Source organism: Daejeonella sp., from assembly GCF_044348475.1.
Lineage (GTDB): Bacteria > Bacteroidota > Bacteroidia > Sphingobacteriales > Sphingobacteriaceae > Daejeonella.
In genome coordinates, this window is the sequence record NZ_JBIKSU010000036.1 from 1 (window position 1) to 20,362 (window position 20,362).

Below are 20,362 nucleotides of genomic sequence, written 5' to 3' on the forward strand. Positions count from 1 at the left end.
TTACTTCATCACTTGCTTTGTGGTAATCTTCATGTACTCCATTGAAATAGAATACAATCGGAATTCCATTTTTTGCAAAATTATAATGGTCTGAACGGTAGTAAATTCTTTCCGGATCTTTTGGATCGTTAAACTTATAATCGATCTTCATTTTAGTGTAAACAGCATTTGCATTTTCACTGATCTTATGAAGGTCGGTGCTGAGTTTATCAGAGCCAATCAGGTAGCAATAATTAGCTGCATCAGGAGAATCTTTATAGGCTTCACCTATTCTTCCGATCATATCGATATTAAGATTGGTGATGGTATTAGCCATTGGGAACACCGGATTCAGAGAATAATACTCAGATCCAAGTAATCCTTTTTCCTCACCTGTTACAAGTAAAAACAAAATACTTCTGCGAGGACCATGTCCTGCTTCTTTTGCCTTAGCATAAGCTCTAGCAATTGTAAGTACGCCTGTTGTACCAGATCCATCGTCATCAGCACCGTTATTTACTTTATCTATGCCGCCGTCTGTTGTTAGTCCGATATGGTCATAATGAGCAGAGAAAACTACTAACTCATCTTTCAGATCGGTACCTTCTAGGTAACCCAAAACATTTGCCGAAATAATTTCTTTGTTAACTGGTCCATAGTTCATCGCTACTTCAGATTTTAAAACCTGCGTTTGAGGTGAACCATTGTTATCAATTGAAGCTTTTAATTCTTCGTATGTTTTACCTGAATTTTTAAGAAACTGGTTTGCCACCTCAGGTGTTATGTTTACCATAGCTGCAGTACTTGCACGATTAGATGCGCCAGCTTTGCTTTCTTTTTTAACACTTAAGCGACCTGCTCTGGGTTTGTATGACTGAAGTGAAGCACTTACATCTGGGCTTACCGCCAGGATTAATGCCGGGTTTTTACCCATAACATATTGAATGCGCTTAAATCGGCTCGTTGACCAATCGGAGGCAGTTGTACTCTTGCTGATTGCTGAAACCCCATTTTTCATAGGTTCGCCCTTGTTGATCAGTAATACAACTTTTCCAGCGATATCCGTGTTTTTTAGATCATCGTAGTTATCAGAACCGATACCATAACCTATAAAAACAATTTCACTTGCCTTGATTGATTTAGCATCACCACTTCCACTGAATAGGAAGTCTTTACCCATGGTCAATGCTAAATTATTTGCCATGAAGGATGTTACTTCAAATGAAGTTTCAACCAATGGTACATTCTGAATGTAAGATCCATTTACAGGAGCTATTAATTTCAGCTTTGTAAATTCTTTTACGATGTAAGCAGCCGCCATTTCAGCGCCGCGTTTACCAGTTTCTCTACCTTCAAATTTGTCTGAAGCAAGTATGCTCAGATGTTTTTTTGCATTTTTTGCAGTAATCTGTCCTGCAAATTTTTGTGCATTCGGATCCTGGGCATAACCTTGCAAGGAAAAACCCGCCACAAGTAATACCCAAAGTGATTGTTTTATCATCATATATTTATTGGTTAGTTTTAATGGGTTAACAGGAAATTTTGTTTACTCTGTTTAAATGCCGGCCACCTTCAAATTCTGAATGGATGAATTTGAGACAGATATTCTTTGCATCTTCTTTCGAAGTGAATCGGGCAGGTATGCAGAGAATATTAGCATTGTTATGAGTTCTTGCAAGTTCAGCAAGTTCTTCATTCCAGCAAATAGCTGCCCTGATTTCTTGATGCTTGTTGGCTGTCATGGCAACGCCATTGGCACTTCCGCATATCAGGATGCCGATGGTGAATTCAGTATTTTCAACTGCACTAGCAACCGGATGCGCAAAGTCTGGGTAGTCAACAGAGTCAGCACTATAGGTTCCAAAGTCTTTGATTGTATAATCTTTCAAAAAATCGATGAGCATACTTTTATATTCAAAACCTGCATGATCAGCTCCTATAGCGATAGATATTTTCGTATTCATATTTTTATTCTTTGTTTCTCATTTAATCAGAAAGAAACTGATTAAATTTTTACTAGTTTTTGTAAAACTCAATCTCCGCTTTCTTCTTATTTGCTGCCACTCGAGCTGAAACATAAATACTTACTTCATACAGCAAGAATAAAGGGAAACTTACGGTTAGCATCGTTACCAAATCAGGCGTAGGCGTTACAATCGCTGCAATAATCAAAATGATCACTGTTGCATATCTTCGAGACGACCTCATAAAATCTGGCGTCATGATTCCAAGCTTTGACAGTATATAAATAACGATGGGTAATTCAAATGTTATTGCAGCACCAATAGTTAATGTGGCAACTACAGAAAAGTAGGAGGCAATTGTGATCTGGTTATTAATGATCGAACTAACTTCGTAATTAGACAAGAAGTTGATGGATAGGGGTGCTATTATATAATATCCAAAAAGTAATCCGATGATAAATAGCAAAGATGCCCAGAATACAAATCCTGTAGCAGATTTACGTTCATTTTCATGTAATGCTGGCTTTACAAAGCGCCATACCTCAAATAAAAGGTAGGGTACACCTAAAACAATTCCTATCATCAGTGAAGAATTTAGCTGTAAGGTGAATTGTCCGCCCAATTCGGTATTGATGATATTGAAACTTAGCTTTTTTACACAGAAATCGGCACCTAAATTAAATTTTTCTGTGGCTGCGCACATCATTCTATAAGTCCAGAAATTGGTACGACCAGGACCCATAATAATCTCATCAAAAATAAAATCATAAAAACTGAATGCCAGAATAGTGAAACTTACTATGGCTATGGATGCGCGGATCAGATGCCCCCGGAGCACATCTAGATGATCGAAAAAAGACATTTCGGCTTCAATAGTTTTTCCTTTTTCTTTGATAGCCTTAACCAGATCAGTACGTTCTTTACTCATAATTTGAAAACAAAAATACCATTCTATTTGATTTTAGAATGGTATTTTGTAGATATTTAATAAGCATCCATTTAATTGTGACAATCAACATCAAAATTCACGAATTTAACCAGCAAATAACTTACTCGTTATACACTGAGATCGAAAGTATCCATAAACTTGGTAGTAAAATTTCCTGCACGGAAATTAGGATCTTTCATCAATCTTAAATGAAAAGGAATGGTAGTTTTCACGCCTTCAATCACAAACTCACTTAATGAACGCTCCATGGTACAAATTGCTTCTTCTCTTGTTTGTGCCACGCAGATCAGTTTAGCAATCATCGAATCGTAATTTGGTGGAATTTGATAGCCTGCATACACATGTGTATCAACACGAACTCCATGACCACCCGGTGAATGGAAGTTAGTGATTAATCCAGGTGATGGTCTGAAGTTGTTAAATGGATCTTCTGCATTGATACGACACTCAATGGCATGCATCTCTGGTATATAATTCTTTCCTGAAATTGGAATTCCTGAAGCTACTTTGATCTGTTCTTTGATTAAGTCAAAGTTTATAACTTCTTCAGTAACAGGATGTTCTACCTGTATACGGGTATTCATTTCCATGAAATAAAAATTTCGGTGCTTATCCACCAAAAATTCTACCGTTCCAGCTCCTTCGTAATTCACAGCCATCGCGCCTTTGATCGCAGCTTCGCCCATTTTTTCTCGGAGTTCAGGTGTCATGAATGGAGATGGAGATTCTTCAACCAGTTTCTGATGGCGTCTTTGGATGGAGCAATCACGTTCTGATAAATGGCATACCTTTCCATATTGATCGCCAATTACCTGAATCTCAATATGTCTTGGGTCTTCAACGTATTTTTCTAGGTAAAGCCCGTCATTGCCAAATGCAGCTGCCGATTCCTGGCGTGCAGAATCCCATGCGGGTTCAAACTCTTCATCTTTCCATACAATCCGCATACCGCGGCCTCCACCACCTGCTGTGGCTTTTAATATGATTGGATATCCTATTTCATTGGCTATTTTAAGTCCTTCTTTTACTGAATCTAACAGTCCTTCAGATCCAGGTATTGTTGGTACTCCAGCTAGTTTCATGGTTTCCTTTGCAGAAGCTTTATCACCCATCCCATTGATCTGATCTGCGGTAGCACCTATGAATTTGATCCCATATTCATTGCATATTGCCGAAAATTTAGCATTCTCAGATAAGAAACCGTAACCCGGGTGAATGGCATCGGCATTGGTTAACTCGGCTGCTGAAATGATATTCGGTATACTCAGGTAAGAATCCTTACTTGGTGGTGGCCCGATACAAACAGCTTCATCGGCAAAACGAACATGTAAACTATCGCGATCGGCAGTTGAATAAACAGCTACTGTTTTTACGCCCATTTCCTTGCAGGTACGGATGATGCGGAGGGCTATTTCACCACGATTTGCAATTAGTATTTTTTTAAACATAGTTTTTTGTTTTGAAAATTTGAGGATTGTGAAAATGTAGATCTAAACTAGCTTAGGTACAGATAAATAAGCTGTAAGTCTCAAATTACGGATCTTCAAATTAAATAGGCTCAACCAAAAATAACGGCTGGTCATATTCTACCGGACTAGCATCATCAACCAGTATTTTTACAATACGACCTGAAATTTCAGATTCGATCTCGTTGAAAAGCTTCATTGCTTCAATGATACATACCACTTGGCCAGCTTTTACCTCATCGCCTACATTTACAAATAAAGGCTTATCCGGACTTGAAGAACGGTAAAATGTGCCGATCATTGGTGATTTTATAGTCAGGTAAGAAGAAGAATCTTCTTTAGCTGGCGCGGCAACGATTGGTTCTGCAACGTTTGCTACTGGTGCAACAACAGCCGGAGCAGCCTGTAATTGAGGAGCGGCTTGAGCCGGAGCACCTGTTACATAAGTTGCTGGTTGGTTCGTTTTTATGGTAATTTTAAACTCTTTCTGTTCAATAGAAACTTCATTTACTCCAGATTTGGAAACAAATTTTATAAGTTCCTGAATTTGTTTAATATCCATTTTGTTTAGTTTAGGTTTTTGGATTTTATTTTATAATTATAATAAAAATATTAAGAAATGCATCTGGTTTTTTTAGTAAGCCCACTTAAGATATAAAGAACCCCAGGTAAAACCACCTCCAAAGGCAGCTAATACGAGATTATCTCCTTTTTTTAGTTTGCTTTCCCATTCCCACAAACATAATGGTATTGTTCCATTTGTGGTGTTGCCATATTTTTCGATATTGATCATTACCTTGTCAGAATCAATACCGCAGCGGTTGCTGGTGGCATCGATGATTCTTTTATTTGCCTGATGTGGAACGAGCCAATCTACATTTTCGGAAGTAAGATTATTTCTATCCATGATTTCGGCAGCAACATCGGCCATATTGGTTACGGCAAATTTAAATACTGCTTGGCCCTCTTGATAAAGAAAATGCTCATCATTATCTACTGTTTCATGGCTTGCTGGCCTTAATGAACCACCGGCTTTTTGACATAGATAATCGCCTCCAGAGCCATCGCTTTTTAGAATAGAATCGATTACTCCATAGCCTTCGGTATTTGGCTCTAACAGAACAGCTCCGCAGCCGTCACCAAAAATAATACAGCTTGCTCGGTCTTTATAATTGATGATCGATGACATTTTATCTCCACCAACCACTAGTACTTTTTGATGTTTGCCACTTTCAATAAATTGAGATCCTGTAGCTAGTCCATAAAGAAAGCCTGAACAGGCTGCATTCAGATCATATCCCCATGCATTCACAGCACCGATTTTATGAGCAAGAATATTTGCCGAAGCAGGAAACACCATATCTGGTGTAGTGGTACAAAAAATAATGAGATCGATTTCTGTGGCTTTGATTCCCCGTTTTTTAAGTAAACCTTCTACAGCATGAGTAGCCATGTCTGATGTGCCCAGGTTCCCTTTCAGGATACGACGTTCTTTAATACCTGTTCGGCTTACTATCCACTCATCGTTGGTTTCAACCATTCCTTCCAGTTCCTTATTCGTTAAAATATATTCAGGAACGTAGGCATTTACGGCTGTTATTGCAGCGTGAACTTTAGACATAATAGATTGGGACAAATTATTTAAAAGCTTCTTTGATTTTATCAATGAACTGTGTTTCAATCATTGTTCGGGATAAAAGTATCATATTTTTTATTGCTTCTGGACTTGAGATACCGTGGCCAATCAGAACAGGGGCATTAACCCCTAAAATAGGGCTTCCTCCATATTGTTCGTAATTAAAACGGTCAAAGAATTCATCTTTAAATCCTTTTTTGAGAGTAAGAATATAAAAAGTTTCGGCTAATTTTAACATGACATTACCTGTAAATCCATCACAAACTATAACATCTGCTTTATCATTGAACAGATCTCGTCCTTCAATATTGCCAATGAAATTAATGTCAGTATTCTTTAAAAGTGGAAATGTTGATTGAGTAAGTACATTTCCTTTTTCTTCCTCTTCACCCAAATTCATTAGTCCAACTTTGGGATTTTGAATATGGTATACATGCTCAGCATATAAACTACCTAAAATACCGAATTGGGCTAAAACTTCTGGCTTACAGTCGGCATTAGCACCTACATCCAGCATAATTCCAAAGCCTGATTTTAATTTAGGGACGTTCGTTGCAACAGCTGGACGAATAACTCCTGGAACAGGTTTTACGCTAAAAATAGCACCAACCAGCATAGCGCCAGTATTTCCTGCAGAAGCAAATGAATCTATTTTACCATCTTTAAGATATTGGAAACCCAGACTGATGCTTGAATTAGGCTTTTGAAGTACAGATTTTGTTCCGTGTTCGCCCATGCCAATCATTTCTGTGGTATGAACAAACTCAAAAATATCTGGACTGAGGCCCTCTTCAGCTAGAAATGGTAGGGCTTGAGCCTTATCACCAAAAAGAACTATGGTCTGGTTTGCTGATAAGTTTTTTTGAGCTGCAATTGCACCCAAAACTGCTGCTTTGGGAGCAAAATCTCCACCCATTATATCTAAGCCTATTTTCATCTTAGAAAGGTAATTTAGGCAATAGAAGTGTTTTCAATCACCATTTTTCCGTTATAATACAAGTTGCCATCAACTGTATACGCACGGTGAGGTAAATGAACAGCACCAGTAGTTTGACAGGTTGTTAAACCCGGAGCTTCTGCTTTGTAGTGTGTTCTTCTTTTATCTCTTCTTGATTTGGATATTTTCCGTTTTGGATGTGCCATTTGTTCCTATGTATTAATTTACTTTTTTATGTTCTTTAATGCTTCCCATCTTGGATCAGCATCTTCAATTTCTTCTTTTGGTCCAGGTGCAAGTTGCTCCAGTTTTGCAATCATCTCACGATCACACCATGCTGCATTTCCTTCATCTTCACAACGGCTGATATAAGGTACCGCCAGATTTATAAATTCATAGATCAGCGTAGCTACATTGATCTCGGTTTCGCTTCGTTTTAAAACAACAATCTCTTCGGTATCATCCTCTAGATCTTCGTTTCCATTAAATTTAGCAATCTGCCTTTCCTTAAAATCTACCTGATAGGGATAATCTGCTAAACAAACATCACATCCCAATTTAATTTCACCATAGATATGAAAATGCAGGATCATCATCGTTTCCTGCTTTTCCAGATCAAGGTCAACCTTGAGTTTCCCGCTTTTTACCAGAGAATATTCAAACTCCTTAAAAAAGGAATCATCTACCCCGAATTCAAATTGATGAATTCCGAGCTTTAATCCGGTAAACGGAATGCTATATTGTTGTAAAGATTTCAAAGCACGCCAATTGAGCCTGCAAATTTAGAAAAATTTATTTAGTTGGGAACAGTTTTTTTAAAATGAATGCTTGCCGGCCAGCCTTTGTTTAGTTTTTGTAGCTATGGGGCGTAAATTGTTGAATTTCTTTGAGCTTAAGCTTTATGCAGTGCATGCCAAGATAAAACAATCAATAAACTGCCTTTTTCTGAAAAAAGCCATAGGTATTAGTGGTATTAATAGCAGTTTATTACAAATTCAGCCCAATTTATAGGGTTTTCAATTTCTGAGAAAGTGAAAAAACTCTAGCAATATTAATCCCTATCCTTAGAAAACTTACTCAGTTTTAATGGATTAGATGCTAGTTCTACGCTTTCTCTACGTCGTTCAACGATATTGATTGCTGTAAAAAGTGCTTCTCTGAATGAGCTTGCTGATGCACTATTCTTACCGGCAATATCGTATCCGGTACCATGGTCGGGTGAGGTTCTTACTACCGGTAATCCGGCTGTAAAGTTCACACCACTATGGAAGGCAATTTGTTTGAAGGGTATTAGGCCCTGGTCATGATACATGGCCAATACGGCATCAAACTGAGCATAGGTATGTGCGGCAAAGAAACCGTCGGCAGCATAGGGCCCAAAGGCAAATATTCCTTGCGCGTTTGCTTCGGCAATAGCTGGGATAATGGTTTCAAGTTCTTCATTGCCTATTAGGCCATTATCACCCGCATGCGGATTTAATCCCAAGACTGCAATTTTGGGCTTCTGAATCCAGAAATCCTTTTTAAGGCTCTGGTTCATCAAGTTCAGTTTAGAAAGAATCTTTTCTTTAGTGATTTTTTCTGGAATTTCGCTCACCGGAATATGTCCGGTTACCACTCCAACCCGGATATCTTCACTTACAAGAAACATTAGTGAGTCTTCTGAATTGGTTTTAGACTGAATATATTCGGTATGTCCGGCAAACTGAAAGTTTTCGTTTTGAATAGTATGTTTATTGATTGGAGCGGTAACAAGAGCGTCAGTTTTACCCGCAATGAGGTCATCTAAAGCTCTTTCCAAAGAAATAAAGGCATATTTTCCACCATTAGCATTGGCTTGTCCGAGTTCAATCTGAACATCTTCTTCCCAGCAATTGATCATGTTTGGGCGTTTATGATGTGCTTCAAGTGCATCATTGATTACATTGAAATTAAACTCGTCAATCTCCATTGTTTTACGGTGAAAGGAAGCAACTTTTGTATGCCCATATACAATAGGGGTACAATAATCCATGATTTTAGCATCCATCAGAGTTTTGATTATTACCTCTAATCCAATACCATTTACATCTCCAATAGATATTCCAATTTTAATTTTATCGCTCATCCCTGCTATCAATTAAATTATCGATAATGCCTTTTTATTAAGGTTATAAATAATTAATGCAAAATAAAGACTTTAATCTCATAATGCAATTAAGTGGAAGGTTATAAGTTATAAGTTATAAGTTATAAGTAATAAGTTATAGGTGTTAGGTTGTAAGTTTTGGGAGATGTTCATTCATTTGCTTATTCTCTAAGTCATTTTTCTGTAAATTGCGCAAAATACTCCATCAATGAGTTTAGTAAAAGCAAAGAAACATCTCGGGCAGCACTTTTTAACCGATAAGAATATCGCTGAAAAGATTGTGAATAGCCTTCATTCAACTGATAAATATAATCAGGTGCTGGAGGTGGGTCCGGGTATGGGGGTTCTTTCCGATTTTTTGTTGCGTAAAACTGAACTCGAAATCTTCATGATTGATATTGATACCGAGTCATTTCAATACTTGGATAAAAAATATCCCAATCTAGGTGAAAGGCTCATCAATGCTGATTTTTTACAACTAAATTTTAAGGATACCTTTCCTGGAAACTTGGCTGTGATTGGAAATTTTCCGTATAATATTTCCTCTCAAATTCTTTTTAAAGTGCTTGAAAACCGCGATCAGGTTATTGAAGTGGTGGGTATGTTTCAAAAGGAAGTTGCACAGCGTTGTGCTGAAAAGCCTGGGAGTAAAGAGTATGGTATTTTAAGTGTTTTTCTGCAGGCGTACTATAAGGTTGACTATTTATTTTCCGTAAAACCCGGAGTATTTAATCCGCCACCAAAAGTAAACTCGGCTGTTATTCGCTTAACCCGGAATGAAGTTTCAAAACTGGATTGTGATGAAAAGCTATTCTGGCAAGTGGTTAAGGCAGGATTCAATCAACGACGAAAAACCTTAAGAAATGCACTATCTTCTATTTTTAATAAGGATAGTATGGGTGATGATCCAATGCTCGATCTTAGGGCCGAGCGCCTCAGTGTGAACGATTTTGTAAAATTGACCAATTTGATTAGTTCAACGAGATAGTTTTTAGCGACATGAATAAAAAAATACTTATCGCAGATTATTTGCATCCTACTTTTAAAGAAGAGGCTGAGAAAATGGGCTTTGAATGTGATGACCAACCGCTCATCAGTAGGGAAGAAACTATTGCCATCCTTTCTAAATATGCAGGTATAGTTATCCGTACCAAATTCAACATTGACCGTGAAATTATCGATGCGGGGGTAAATTTAAAAGTTATTGCCCGCGCCGGTGCCGGAATGGATAATGTGGATGAAGATTATGCTATTTTAAAAGGAATACAATGCATTAACGGGCCTGAAGGCAACCGTGATGCAGTGGCAGAACATGTAATTGGGATGTTGCTTTCTCTTTTAAATAATTTGAATGTTGCAGATGATGAGGTTCGACATGGAATTTGGAACAGGGAAGGTAACCGGGGTTATGAGCTTAAAGGGAAAACTGTTGCCATCATTGGGTATGGAAATACCGGTCAGATGTTGGCCCGAAAATTATCCGGCTTTGAGGTAAAGGTGATTGCATACGACAAATATAAAATAGGATTTTCTGATGCTTTTGCACAGGAAGTAAGTATGGAGCAGGTGGTAAAAGAAGCAGATATCCTAAGCTTTCACATCCCACTTACTTTTGAAACACGTCAGCTTTTTAATGAGGAGTACCTTTTTCATTTTAAAAAACAAATCCTGCTTCTGAATGCATCTAGAGGAGAGGTGGTTCATACCAGAGCTGTTTTAAATGGATTGAAAAATGGGAAAATATCTGCAGCTGGTTTAGATGTTCTGGAACTTGAAAAATTTCCAGCACTGGCAGAACAGGAATGGTTTGCAGAGCTGTCTGAAAATAAAAAAGTAATACTAAGCCCGCACATTGCAGGCTGGACCCATGAGTCTTATCGAAAGATCTCTGAAGTGCTTGCTCAGAAATTAAAAGTACTGTTGCCCTTATTTTGAGATTAAAATTATTCATGTGATACTCAATAACAAAGGCAGGTTTTCATACTAGAAATTTGGAAATCTGAAACCAAAAATATTATCTTCGTATTGATACGAGCAAGACTATATTGGCTTAGGCCGACATAGTCTTGTTTGTTTTTAAGTATAATCATAAAATTGTGAGATATGACGGAAGTAACTTATTATACCCGTGAAGGATTAGAAAAGCTAAAAGAGGAGCTTCATGTATTAAAAACTGAGGGTCGTTCTCAGATTTCAAAGGCTATTGCAGAAGCTAGAGATAAAGGTGATTTATCTGAAAATGCAGAATACGATGCCGCAAAGGAAGCTCAGGGGCATCATGAATCGAAAATATCAAAATTAACTAATGTTTTGGCTAATGCCCGCTTAATTGATGAATCAAAATTGGATTCAACAAAAGTTCTTGCTTTATCGATTGTTAAGATAAAAAACATGAATAATGGCGCCACCATGACCTATCAATTAGTTTCAGAATCTGAAGCTGATTTAAAATCAGGCAGGATATCAGTAAAATCACCCATTGCACAAGGCCTTTTAGGTAAAAGCGTAGGCGATAAAGCTGAAATTGCAGTTCCGGCAGGAAAGATCGAGTTTGAGATTATTGAGATTAGCCGATAGTTAATAAATAACCTTAATTCCGTAAATAGCAGTATAAAACTTATTATCTATAACTTATTACCTATAACTTAATACCTATAACTTTTTACTTTCAGCTTTCAACTTTTAACTTATTACCTATAACCTATCACTTATAACTTATTACTTTCAACTTTTAGCTTTCAGCTTTCAACTTTTAACTTATTACCTATAACCTATAACCTATAACCTATAACTTATTACTTACAACTTTATGCAATCAATATTCTCAAAAATTGTAGCCGGCCAAATACCCGCACATAAAGTTGCTGAAACATCAGAATATTTGGCATTTTTAGATATCAACCCGCTCACTGAAGGCCACCTTCTTGTGATACCTAAAAAGGAAGTTGATTACCTATTTGATTTGGATAGTGAAACCTATGTAGGACTGATGATGTTTGCTCAGATTGTGGCCTTAGGACTGAAAAAAGCAATTCCCTGTGAGCGAATAGGATTGACAGTAATTGGCCTTGAGGTTCCGCATGCCCATATTCATCTTATCCCTATGAATACTATGGATGATATGAACTTTAGTCGCCCTAAATTAAAATTATCTGAAGAAAAATTATCTGAAATTGCTGAAGCTATCCGCGTGCAGCTCTAATTTTACTTTTTTATTCTTTTTACATTATCCTTAGCGAATGCATCCCAGCCAGAATAACTTTTTTTATTCCCTGCGGTGCTTATTTTCTGAAATGAATGGCAAACAGCAACAGCCAAACCATCTGTTGCATCTAGAAATTCAGGTGTTTCCGAAAATTTTAGTAGGGTTTTTAGCATCGCGGCAACTTGCTCCTTTGAGGAGTTTCCATTGCCAGTAATGGATTGTTTTATTTTTCGCGGAGAATATTCGAATATGGGAAGATTTCTCGATAATGCTGCCGCCATTGCTACGCCTTGTGCACGTCCAAGTTTAAGCATTACTTGAATATTTTTACCATAAAAAGGCGCTTCAATTGATAAGCAATCGGGTTTATACTGATCAATAAGCAAGACAGTTTTTTCAAAAATATGTTTGAGTTTTAAGGCGTGATCGTCAAGGTGATCCATTTTTACAACGCCCATGCAAATCAGTTCAACGCTGCTTTTAACTTCAGTCACTATTCCATATCCCATCACGCTAGTTCCCGGATCAATTCCAAGAATTATCCGTTCATTTGATTTCTCTTTTAACATTCACAGCAATATTAAGAATTTACCTTCTTTTTTAAGTTTTTAAGACAAAGCATTTTGAAAATAAAAATTTGCCCTTCTTTTGCTTAACATTGTATTTATATGAACTCCCAGTCAAAAAAGATTTTAAGTATTGGAATAAAGGTTGCTGTATTAGGGCTAGCCTTCTGGTTCATATTTCAAAAGTTAAGTAATAACCAGAATATAGACAATTTTGTATCGCTTCTTTACAAACTGTCCTTAACTGATGTGTATATAGTAATGAGTAGTGTTGTTTTACTCATGTTCCTGAACTGGTTTATTGAGGCGCTAAAATGGAAGTATTTGGTTAGAGGGCTTGAAAAAATTAGTACCTGGAAAGCAGTAGAGTCTGTTTTTTGTGGGTTGACCTGGGCAGTATTTACACCAAACCGCATTGGCGAATTTGGTGGCAGAGTGTTTTTTTTATCGCCGCGTAAACGTATAATGGGTTTAATTGCCATGAGTGTTGGTGCAATGGCGAAATTGGTGGTTACTAATGTGTTGGGCTCATTGGCCCTTTTCTGTTTTATTATGCGGTTTGCCTATTTGAATCCTTTTGTAAATTTCGGTTTAGGTGTCCTGATTCTACTTTATTGTTCATTTTTTATATTGTTTTACTTTAATATTCAATGGCTTTACGGCCTTCTTAAAAAAATTAATTTTTTAAAGCGATTCAAGCGTTTTTTCATTATTTTTTCAAGGTATAAGTATGCCGATATGGTTAGAATTTTAATTTATTCATTATCCAGGTATTTAATATTCACAATTCAATATTTTTTAATCATTCATTTTCTTGTCCCTGAAATCAAAACTTTTGACATGGTCATGATCTTGTTTGTTTTTTATTTTATTCAATCATCGCTTCCTTCACTTGATATGTTAGATATCGGGGTTCGGGCAAGTGTTGCAACTTATTTTTTTGCTTTTGTAACCACTCAAGAAATAGCAATTATGGCAGCTATTGCAGCTATTTGGATGATAAATTTAATTATTCCAGCTATTTTTGGTTCTATCTTCGTTTTAAAACTCAATTTCTTTGGTCATTCAACTAATTAGTATCCTCATTGCGCTGTTTACCCTATTCTATTGGGTAATTATGCTTTATTTGAGAAAAGGCTGGGGAAAGCTCAAGCTAATTAATGCTGAGAATAAGCGTTGCACAACTACGGTTAGTGTATTGATTGCTGCGCGCAATGAAGAAAGAATGATTGAATCTACTATTCAGGATATTCTCGCTCAAGATTACCCCGCACATTTACTTCAGCTTATAGTTGTTGATGATCATTCTAAAGACAGAACTTCTGAGATTGTTTTGTCGTTTATTGATCCAAGAGTAAAACTGATTAATTTAAATGAAAAAGAGCCACTTAATTCATATAAGAAAAAGGCTATAGCAGAAGCTATAAAAGTATCAAGCGGAGAACTCATCATCAGTACCGATGGAGATTGCAGGATGGGACCAAACTGGCTCAAATCAATAGTAACTTTATATGAATCAGGTGATTATAAAATGATTTCCTCTCCTGTTACTTATTTCGAAGAGCAAAATATTTTTGAGGAAATGCAAAGCTTGGAATTTTTATTTCTGATTGGGCTTGGTGCTTCTGGGATTGGCAATGGAAATCCTACAACCTGTAATGGAGCAAATCTGGCCTATAGAAGGGATGTTTTTCATGAGCTGAAAGGTTTTCAGGGCATTGATCATCTTGCATCAGGTGATGATGAATTGTTTATGCATAAGGTAGCTTCTTCTTACCCTAATGGGATCGGATTTTGCAAATCAATGGATGCAACTGTTTATACACATGCTAAAGCTAATCTGGGTGAATTTATCCAGCAACGTAAACGATGGGCCTCAAAAAGTACAAGTTATAAAAACAAAGGCATTGTAGTACTTGGAATAGCGATCTGGCTATATAACCTGAGTATCATTGGTACAGCTCTAGCTGGCTTTTCTGATCCCAAATTCTGGCTCGTTGCCCTTGTCACTATTTTACTAAAAATGCTTGCTGAATTGATTTTTCTTATTCCAGTTTGCCGCTTTCGGAAAAGAATGAAATTATTGTATTATCTGCCCTTGCTTAATTTAATTCATATGTTTTACCTGGTTTATATAGGAATAGCGGGTAATTCAGGTAAATACAAATGGAAGGGTAGACTGGTCAGGTAAGTTGCTGTCAATAAATTTATTAGCAAATCATGGCTAGCGTATTTTATCATTTCGGTAGCAAAATCAAAGTTATTCGTATTTTTTCTGATCTTTAAATATGCTGTTACCTTATTTTCAGAATGAACTAATTGAAGCAGGTTGTGATGAAGCCGGTCGAGGTTGTTTGGCCGGGCCAGTATTTGCTGCAGCGGTAGTTCTTCCCAAAAATTTTACTCATTCTATTCTGAGGGATTCAAAACAGCTCAATGAAAAAAATCGTGCTGATTTACGAATCATAATTGAGCAGGAAGCCCTGGCCTTTGCCGTGTCGATGGTTGATCATCAGGAGATTGACAAGATCAACATTTTGAATGCATCCATTAAGGCCATGCATCTGGCATTAGAGCAGCTCAGTTTTCGGCCAGGCTTTGTCATTATTGATGGTAACCGCTTCAAGCCTTTTCAAGATATTCCATTTGAATGTGTTGTAAAAGGCGATGATAAATATTGCTCCATAGCTGCAGCTTCTATTCTTGCAAAAACCTATCGGGACGATTATATGCTTCAACTCTCAGCAGAATATCCAAGCTATGATTGGGCAAATAATAAGGGCTATCCAACAATAAAACATCGAAATGCGGTATTGGCTTTTGGTTTAACCCCCTATCATCGCAAAACCTTTCGGATAACAGACCCTCAGCTCAGCCTTCCAATCTGAATGTTAGCGGCCCAAAAAAAATAGAGCCCTGCTTTTAATGGTTTTTAATTACTTTTACCGCAACCTTTATAACCTCCAAATCATGAAGAATGTTGCTTTAAATGACACTCATATAGCCCTGGGTGCCAAAATGGTTCCTTTTGCAGGATTTAATATGCCCGTACAGTACAGTGGCATAAATATGGAACACGAAACCGTTCGTAAGGCGGTAGGTGTATTTGATGTGAGCCACATGGGTGAGTTTATTTTGAGAGGCGATGGTGCACTAGATCTGATTCAACGTGTGTGTTCAAATGATGCCTCCAAACTTTTTGATGGTAAGATCCAATATTCTTGCCTGCCAAATAATCAAGGGGGTATTGTTGATGACCTACTGGTTTATCGTATTAACGAGAAAACTTATATGCTGGTTGTGAATGCCTCAAACATTGAAAAAGATTGGGATTGGATCTCAAAACACAATACCGGAGCAGTAGAGATGATAAACATCTCAGATAAAACTTCCTTACTAGCTGTTCAGGGCCCTAAGGCTACTGAAGCACTTCAAAATTTAACAGCTGTTGATCTTTCTTCTATGGAGTATTACACCTTTCAAAAAGGCGTATTTGCTGGGGTAGAAAATGTATTGATCTCAGCAACAGGCTATACCGGTGCCGGTGGTTTTGAATTGTATTTTGAAAAGGAACATTCAGAGCATATTTGGAATGAAATATTTAAAGCGGGGGCACCCAATGGGATCAAACCTATCGGACTGGCCGCGCGTGATACCTTGCGATTAGAAATGGGTTTTTGCTTGTACGGAAACGATATCGATGATACTACCTCTCCGCTTGAAGCAGGACTTGGCTGGATTACTAAGTTTAGCAAGAACTTTGTGAACTCGGCCAATCTAGCTGCTCAAAAACAAAATGGAGTAGAGCGTAAACTTGTTGGGTTTGAAATGATTGAAAGAGGCATTCCTCGTCATGATTATCAGATTGTGGATGCAGAGGGTAATGTGATTGGTAAGGTAACTTCTGGTACCCAATCTCCTTCGCTTCAAAAAGCAATTGGGTTGGGCTATGTCAAAGCAGAATTTTGTAAAGAGGGGTCTGATATTTACATCAGTATCCGCGAAAACAAATTATTAGCGCGGGTAGTGAAATTTCCTTTTAAATAACCTTTATCCAATAACATAGAATGCAAAAACGTAATCTCGAAGTTTGTTTGACACCTGCTCTGCTTCATTTACATGATTTTACCAACAGTATCATCGTAGTAATTGATATATTCAGGGCCACTTCATCCATTTGTTATGGTATTGAAAATGGTGCAGTCGCCATTATTCCGGTAGCAACAGTTGAAGAGTGTGAGTCTTATCGTGATTCTGACTTTCTGCTGGCTGCCGAGCGAAACGGAGAGGTGGTTGATGGGTTTGATTTTGGAAATTCACCTTTTTCGTATGTTCAAGAAAAGGTAGCAGGTAAAACTATTGTACTTACAACCACGAATGGCACCCATGCAATAAACATGTCGCGCGGTGCAAGTAAGATTGTGATTGGCTCATTTTTGAATATTAGCGCCTTATGTAACTGGCTTAAAACTCAATCGAATGATGTTTTACTGCTTTGCTCTGGTTGGAAAGATAAAGTCAATTTGGAGGATACGCTATTTGCTGGTGGGGTGGTACATCATTTAAAAGATGAAAACTATACGCTTGATGATGCGAGTATTGCATCTGAAGATCTGTACAAGCTGGCTAAAGGTGATTTAGGTTTATATCTTAAAAAAACTTCACATAGTGAACGTTTAAAGAAGCTGGGCATTGAAGAAGATATTGCTTTTTGTCTGAAATTGGATATTACTACCAGTATTCCGGTTCTGGATGGAGAGCGCCTGGTTAAAATGGTTTAATTTTCTTGATGGGTGATTATGAGCTTATATAAGCCCTGTTGCAAGCGTTTTTTAGGCTACAGAAAATATCAGCCTAACATCTACAATCGTTCCTTTAATGCCTCCTTTAAATAGTTGATAAGATCCTATCACTTTGCTTACCCTGTTCAATTACAACACCACAAACTGTTCTTGTACTAAAATTCTCTTTTTTAGGAAAACTGTTTCTAAAATGCCGAATATAATCCTAATTATTTTGGAGCTGATTAAATTCGGTTTATACCCCATCTGTATTTCTGAAATTACTGCTGTTGCCATGGAAAGTCTTCAATCTAGAGTTGATTTATAATAAACGCTATAATTCAAATAATTTCTTTTTATACATTTTAGACGGCTTTTTTTTCATAAAAATTATTTTTTTTATATCTATAATTAATTTAATTATTTAATTCATTTTTCAATAAAATTAATGTAAATACCACAATGTAAATCATAATTGTACTCTTATAGAGTATACATTACCAATGAAGTTTACGATTTTTTTTAAAGGGCTATTAATTTTTAGAGCTCAAATAGAAGCAACAAAAAATAATAAACTAGCATAATTAAACAGAAATAATTAATTAAAAATCATCATCCAATGAAATCATTTTTTTACGGTTTATTCCCCATATTGCTTATGCTAGGTTCAGTACCTGCATTTGCTCAAATTGGTATTGGAACTAAAACACCAGCACCATCGGCAGCCTTAGAAGTTACTTCCAGTACCAACAATAAAGGGATTTTAATCCCTAGAATAACAGCAATGGAAAAAGACGCGATTGCGAGTCCAGCCGAAGGGTTATTAATTTATCAAACCACCACTCCTATAGGCTTTTATTATTATTCGGGTTCTGCCTGGAAGTTGATAGCTAATTTAACTGACTTTTCTGCTTCGGGTAACGCAGGAACAGCCACTAAATTAGCATCCGCGAAAAATATCAATGGAGTAGCATTTGATGGAAGTGTAGATATTACTGTACCAGCTGCTACAGGAACATTAACAGGAACTACATTAAAGTCAACTGTGACAGGTTCTAGTTTAACAAGCGTAGGTATTTTAGCGAACTTAACTGTAACCAATCCCATAGCTGGAAGTATAACTGGTAATGCAGCAACAGCAACCTCAGCTATTACTGTAACTACGAATGCAAATTTAACAGGAGATGTGACCAGTGTTGGAAATGCTACAACTATAGGTGCTGGGAAAGTAGCTAACGGTATGATTGCAGATAATGCAGTTACAACTGCTAAAGTTGCTAATGCCAATGTTACCCTCGCTAAACTTGAAAACCTCTCTCCAGGAGCAATAATTGTAGGCAATTCATCCAATCGTCCAACTACCGTATCTATTTCTGGTGATGCTGTTCTTTCGCCTACGGGTGAATTAATCGTTACTACCGGAGCAATTACTACTTCAAAAATTGCAACTAGTGCAGTTGCAACTGCTTCAATTGCAGATGGAGCAATTACGAATGCAAAAGTTACAGATGTAGCAGCAACAAAAATTACAGGAACCTTAGCTGTAGCTAATGGTGGAACAGGCTTATCAACAACCCCTTCTAATGGTCAATTAGATATCGGTAATGGGACTGGATTTACCAGAGCAACGCTAACAGCTGGAACTGGAATATCAATTACAAACACCAGCGGGGCTGTTACCATAGCAAATACAGCTGTGCCTTCTGGAGCAACAGCAGGTGATATGCTCTATTGGAATGGTTCGGTTTGGGTAACTATACCAACTGCAAGTTATAGTGGACAAGTTTTATATTCTATTAATAATGGTCCTCAATGGGGACCTATTGTAAGCCCAACAGATGTAATCAACCCCAGAACAGGCAAAATCTGGATGGACCGCAATTTAGGGGCCACGCGAGTTGCTACTAGCAGCACGGATGCAGACTCATATGGTGATTTATACCAGTGGGGAAGAGGTGCTGATGGTCATCAGATAAGAACAAGTAATAATACCACTAGCACACTATCATCAACTGACGTACCGGGGAATGCTAACTTTATTATATTCATTCCAACAGTTAACGGAATTAATGACTGGCGCAATCCACAAAACGTGAATCTATGGCAAGGGGTAAATGGCACTAACAACCCTTGCCCAAGTGGCTACCGTTTACCTACAGATGCGGAGTTAGATGCAGAACGTTTAAGCTGGGCTTCCAACAACAACGCAGCCGGCGCTTTTTCCTCTCCGGTTAAATTGCCCATGGCGGGCTTCCGCAACATCTACATTGGTGATCTCACCTCTGATGGGTCCTACGGCAATTATTGGAGCAGTACGGTTAGTGGCGCCTACTCGCGCCGCCTGGGCTTCAGTAGCACCGATGCCGATATGTCCGCCGTCTTCCGAGGTTATGGATTCTCTGTGCGTTGCCTTAAGGAATTGACACTTTGATTCATTTGATACTTTAACTATGCCATTCCGCTTTTTCAGCGGATGGTATAGTTTTATTACTGCGAAGAGGTCGATTTTTTTTAAAAATTCGGTAATAAATAAGATGTTAACTTTAGTAAATCGAGGTTTTGCTTGAATATTGCCGAGTTACGACACAAAAACATGAAAGTAATTTTTTTGAGACCAATAAATGATGACTTTTTTAGGAAAACTGTTTCTAAAATGCCGAATATAATCCTAATTATTTTGGAGCTGATTAAATTCGGTTTATACCCCATCTGTATTTCTGAAATTACTGCTGTTGCCATGGAAAGTCTTCA

At 37.5% G+C, this 20,362-nt stretch carries 21 protein-coding genes; 10 read left to right on the forward strand and 11 right to left on the reverse strand.

From position 1 onward, the window contains the following. The 10 genes from ACIQZ6_RS08315 to pdxA all read right to left on the reverse strand — a co-directional run. Nucleotides 1-1,483 (reverse strand): M28 family peptidase (locus ACIQZ6_RS08315; protein ID WP_395810037.1); only part of this gene is annotated, 1,483 nt, incomplete at its 3' end. Nucleotides 1,484-1,508: 25 nt separating this feature from the next. Further along, a complete protein-coding gene (rpiB, locus tag ACIQZ6_RS08320) occupies nucleotides 1,509-1,943 on the reverse strand; it encodes a ribose 5-phosphate isomerase B (protein ID WP_395810040.1) in 435 nt (144 codons plus the stop codon). Nucleotides 1,944-1,995: 52 nt separating this feature from the next. Next, entirely contained in the window at nucleotides 1,996-2,871 is an 876-nt protein-coding gene (gene tatC, locus ACIQZ6_RS08325) for a twin-arginine translocase subunit TatC (RefSeq protein WP_395810042.1), read from the reverse strand. A 128-nt stretch (nucleotides 2,872-2,999) separates the two neighbouring features. Then, nucleotides 3,000-4,340 (reverse strand): acetyl-CoA carboxylase biotin carboxylase subunit, encoded by a 1,341-nt coding sequence (gene accC, locus ACIQZ6_RS08330; protein ID WP_395810044.1) that lies wholly within the window; start codon nucleotides 4,338-4,340, stop codon nucleotides 3,000-3,002. Nucleotides 4,341-4,440: 100 nt separating this feature from the next. After that, the gene (gene accB, locus ACIQZ6_RS08335) at nucleotides 4,441-4,920 is read right to left on the reverse strand and encodes an acetyl-CoA carboxylase biotin carboxyl carrier protein (RefSeq protein ID WP_395810046.1); all 480 of its coding nucleotides are present in this window, start codon (nucleotides 4,918-4,920) and stop codon (nucleotides 4,441-4,443) included. Nucleotides 4,921-4,992: 72 nt separating this feature from the next. Continuing rightward, nucleotides 4,993-5,979, reverse strand: a complete 987-nt coding sequence (locus ACIQZ6_RS08340; RefSeq protein WP_395810048.1) for a beta-ketoacyl-ACP synthase III — start codon at nucleotides 5,977-5,979, stop codon at nucleotides 4,993-4,995. 16 nt (nucleotides 5,980-5,995) lie between these two features. Then, nucleotides 5,996-6,931 (reverse strand): phosphate acyltransferase PlsX, encoded by a 936-nt coding sequence (gene plsX / locus ACIQZ6_RS08345; RefSeq protein WP_395810050.1) that lies wholly within the window; start codon nucleotides 6,929-6,931, stop codon nucleotides 5,996-5,998. 14 nt (nucleotides 6,932-6,945) lie between these two features. Next, nucleotides 6,946-7,137: a 50S ribosomal protein L32 gene (rpmF, locus tag ACIQZ6_RS08350; protein ID WP_090700032.1), complete on the reverse strand. Its 192-nt coding sequence runs from the start codon at nucleotides 7,135-7,137 to the stop codon at nucleotides 6,946-6,948. Between the two features lie 18 nt (nucleotides 7,138-7,155). Continuing rightward, nucleotides 7,156-7,689, reverse strand: coding sequence for a YceD family protein (locus ACIQZ6_RS08355; RefSeq protein WP_395810052.1), 534 nt, complete (start codon nucleotides 7,687-7,689; stop codon nucleotides 7,156-7,158). Between the two features lie 293 nt (nucleotides 7,690-7,982). Further along, on the reverse strand, nucleotides 7,983-9,038 hold the full coding sequence (gene pdxA / locus ACIQZ6_RS08360; RefSeq protein WP_395810054.1) for a 4-hydroxythreonine-4-phosphate dehydrogenase PdxA: 1,056 nt from the start codon (nucleotides 9,036-9,038) through the stop codon (nucleotides 7,983-7,985). Between the two features lie 229 nt (nucleotides 9,039-9,267). Between pdxA and rsmA the strand changes: the two genes are divergently transcribed. The 4 genes from rsmA (at nucleotide 9,268) to ACIQZ6_RS08380 (ending at nucleotide 12,261) form a co-directional block, all read left to right on the forward strand. Then, entirely contained in the window at nucleotides 9,268-10,047 is a 780-nt protein-coding gene (gene rsmA, locus ACIQZ6_RS08365) for a 16S rRNA (adenine(1518)-N(6)/adenine(1519)-N(6))-dimethyltransferase RsmA (protein WP_395810056.1), read from the forward strand. Between the two features lie 11 nt (nucleotides 10,048-10,058). Next, on the forward strand, nucleotides 10,059-10,994 hold the full coding sequence (locus ACIQZ6_RS08370; protein WP_395810058.1) for an NAD(P)-dependent oxidoreductase: 936 nt from the start codon (nucleotides 10,059-10,061) through the stop codon (nucleotides 10,992-10,994). A gap of 168 nt (nucleotides 10,995-11,162) precedes the next feature. Further along, nucleotides 11,163-11,636 (forward strand): transcription elongation factor GreA, encoded by a 474-nt coding sequence (greA, locus tag ACIQZ6_RS08375; RefSeq protein ID WP_395810060.1) that lies wholly within the window; start codon nucleotides 11,163-11,165, stop codon nucleotides 11,634-11,636. 232 nt (nucleotides 11,637-11,868) lie between these two features. Then, nucleotides 11,869-12,261, forward strand: coding sequence for an HIT family protein (locus ACIQZ6_RS08380; protein ID WP_395810062.1), 393 nt, complete (start codon nucleotides 11,869-11,871; stop codon nucleotides 12,259-12,261). 2 nt (nucleotides 12,262-12,263) lie between these two features. On the opposite strand, the gene ruvC is transcribed toward ACIQZ6_RS08380, so the two are convergent. Then, on the reverse strand, nucleotides 12,264-12,833 hold the full coding sequence (gene ruvC / locus ACIQZ6_RS08385) for a crossover junction endodeoxyribonuclease RuvC (protein WP_395810064.1): 570 nt from the start codon (nucleotides 12,831-12,833) through the stop codon (nucleotides 12,264-12,266). A 99-nt stretch (nucleotides 12,834-12,932) separates the two neighbouring features. Here ruvC and ACIQZ6_RS08390 point away from each other — a divergent pair, with 99 nt between their 5' ends. From ACIQZ6_RS08390 to ACIQZ6_RS08415, 6 genes are all read left to right on the forward strand, one after another. Then, the gene (locus ACIQZ6_RS08390) at nucleotides 12,933-13,907 is read left to right on the forward strand and encodes a hypothetical protein (protein WP_395810066.1); all 975 of its coding nucleotides are present in this window, start codon (nucleotides 12,933-12,935) and stop codon (nucleotides 13,905-13,907) included. Continuing rightward, entirely contained in the window at nucleotides 13,888-15,021 is a 1,134-nt protein-coding gene (locus ACIQZ6_RS08395; protein WP_395810068.1) for a glycosyltransferase, read from the forward strand. Before ACIQZ6_RS08390 ends, ACIQZ6_RS08395 begins: the two co-directional genes overlap by 20 nt. 97 nt (nucleotides 15,022-15,118) lie before the next feature. Then, entirely contained in the window at nucleotides 15,119-15,718 is a 600-nt protein-coding gene (locus ACIQZ6_RS08400; RefSeq protein ID WP_395810070.1) for a ribonuclease HII, read from the forward strand. Nucleotides 15,719-15,800: 82 nt separating this feature from the next. Next, nucleotides 15,801-16,877 carry a glycine cleavage system aminomethyltransferase GcvT gene (gene gcvT / locus ACIQZ6_RS08405; protein WP_395810072.1) on the forward strand — a complete coding sequence of 359 codons (1,077 nt, stop codon included), beginning with the start codon at nucleotides 15,801-15,803 and terminating at the stop codon, nucleotides 16,875-16,877. A 20-nt stretch (nucleotides 16,878-16,897) separates the two neighbouring features. Continuing rightward, nucleotides 16,898-17,611, forward strand: a complete 714-nt coding sequence (locus ACIQZ6_RS08410; protein WP_395810074.1) for a 2-phosphosulfolactate phosphatase — start codon at nucleotides 16,898-16,900, stop codon at nucleotides 17,609-17,611. 619 nt (nucleotides 17,612-18,230) lie between these two features. Next, complete coding sequence (locus ACIQZ6_RS08415; protein ID WP_395810076.1) at nucleotides 18,231-20,042, forward strand: hypothetical protein; 1,812 nt, start codon at nucleotides 18,231-18,233, stop codon at nucleotides 20,040-20,042. The last annotated feature ends 320 nt before the right edge of the window (nucleotides 20,043-20,362 follow it).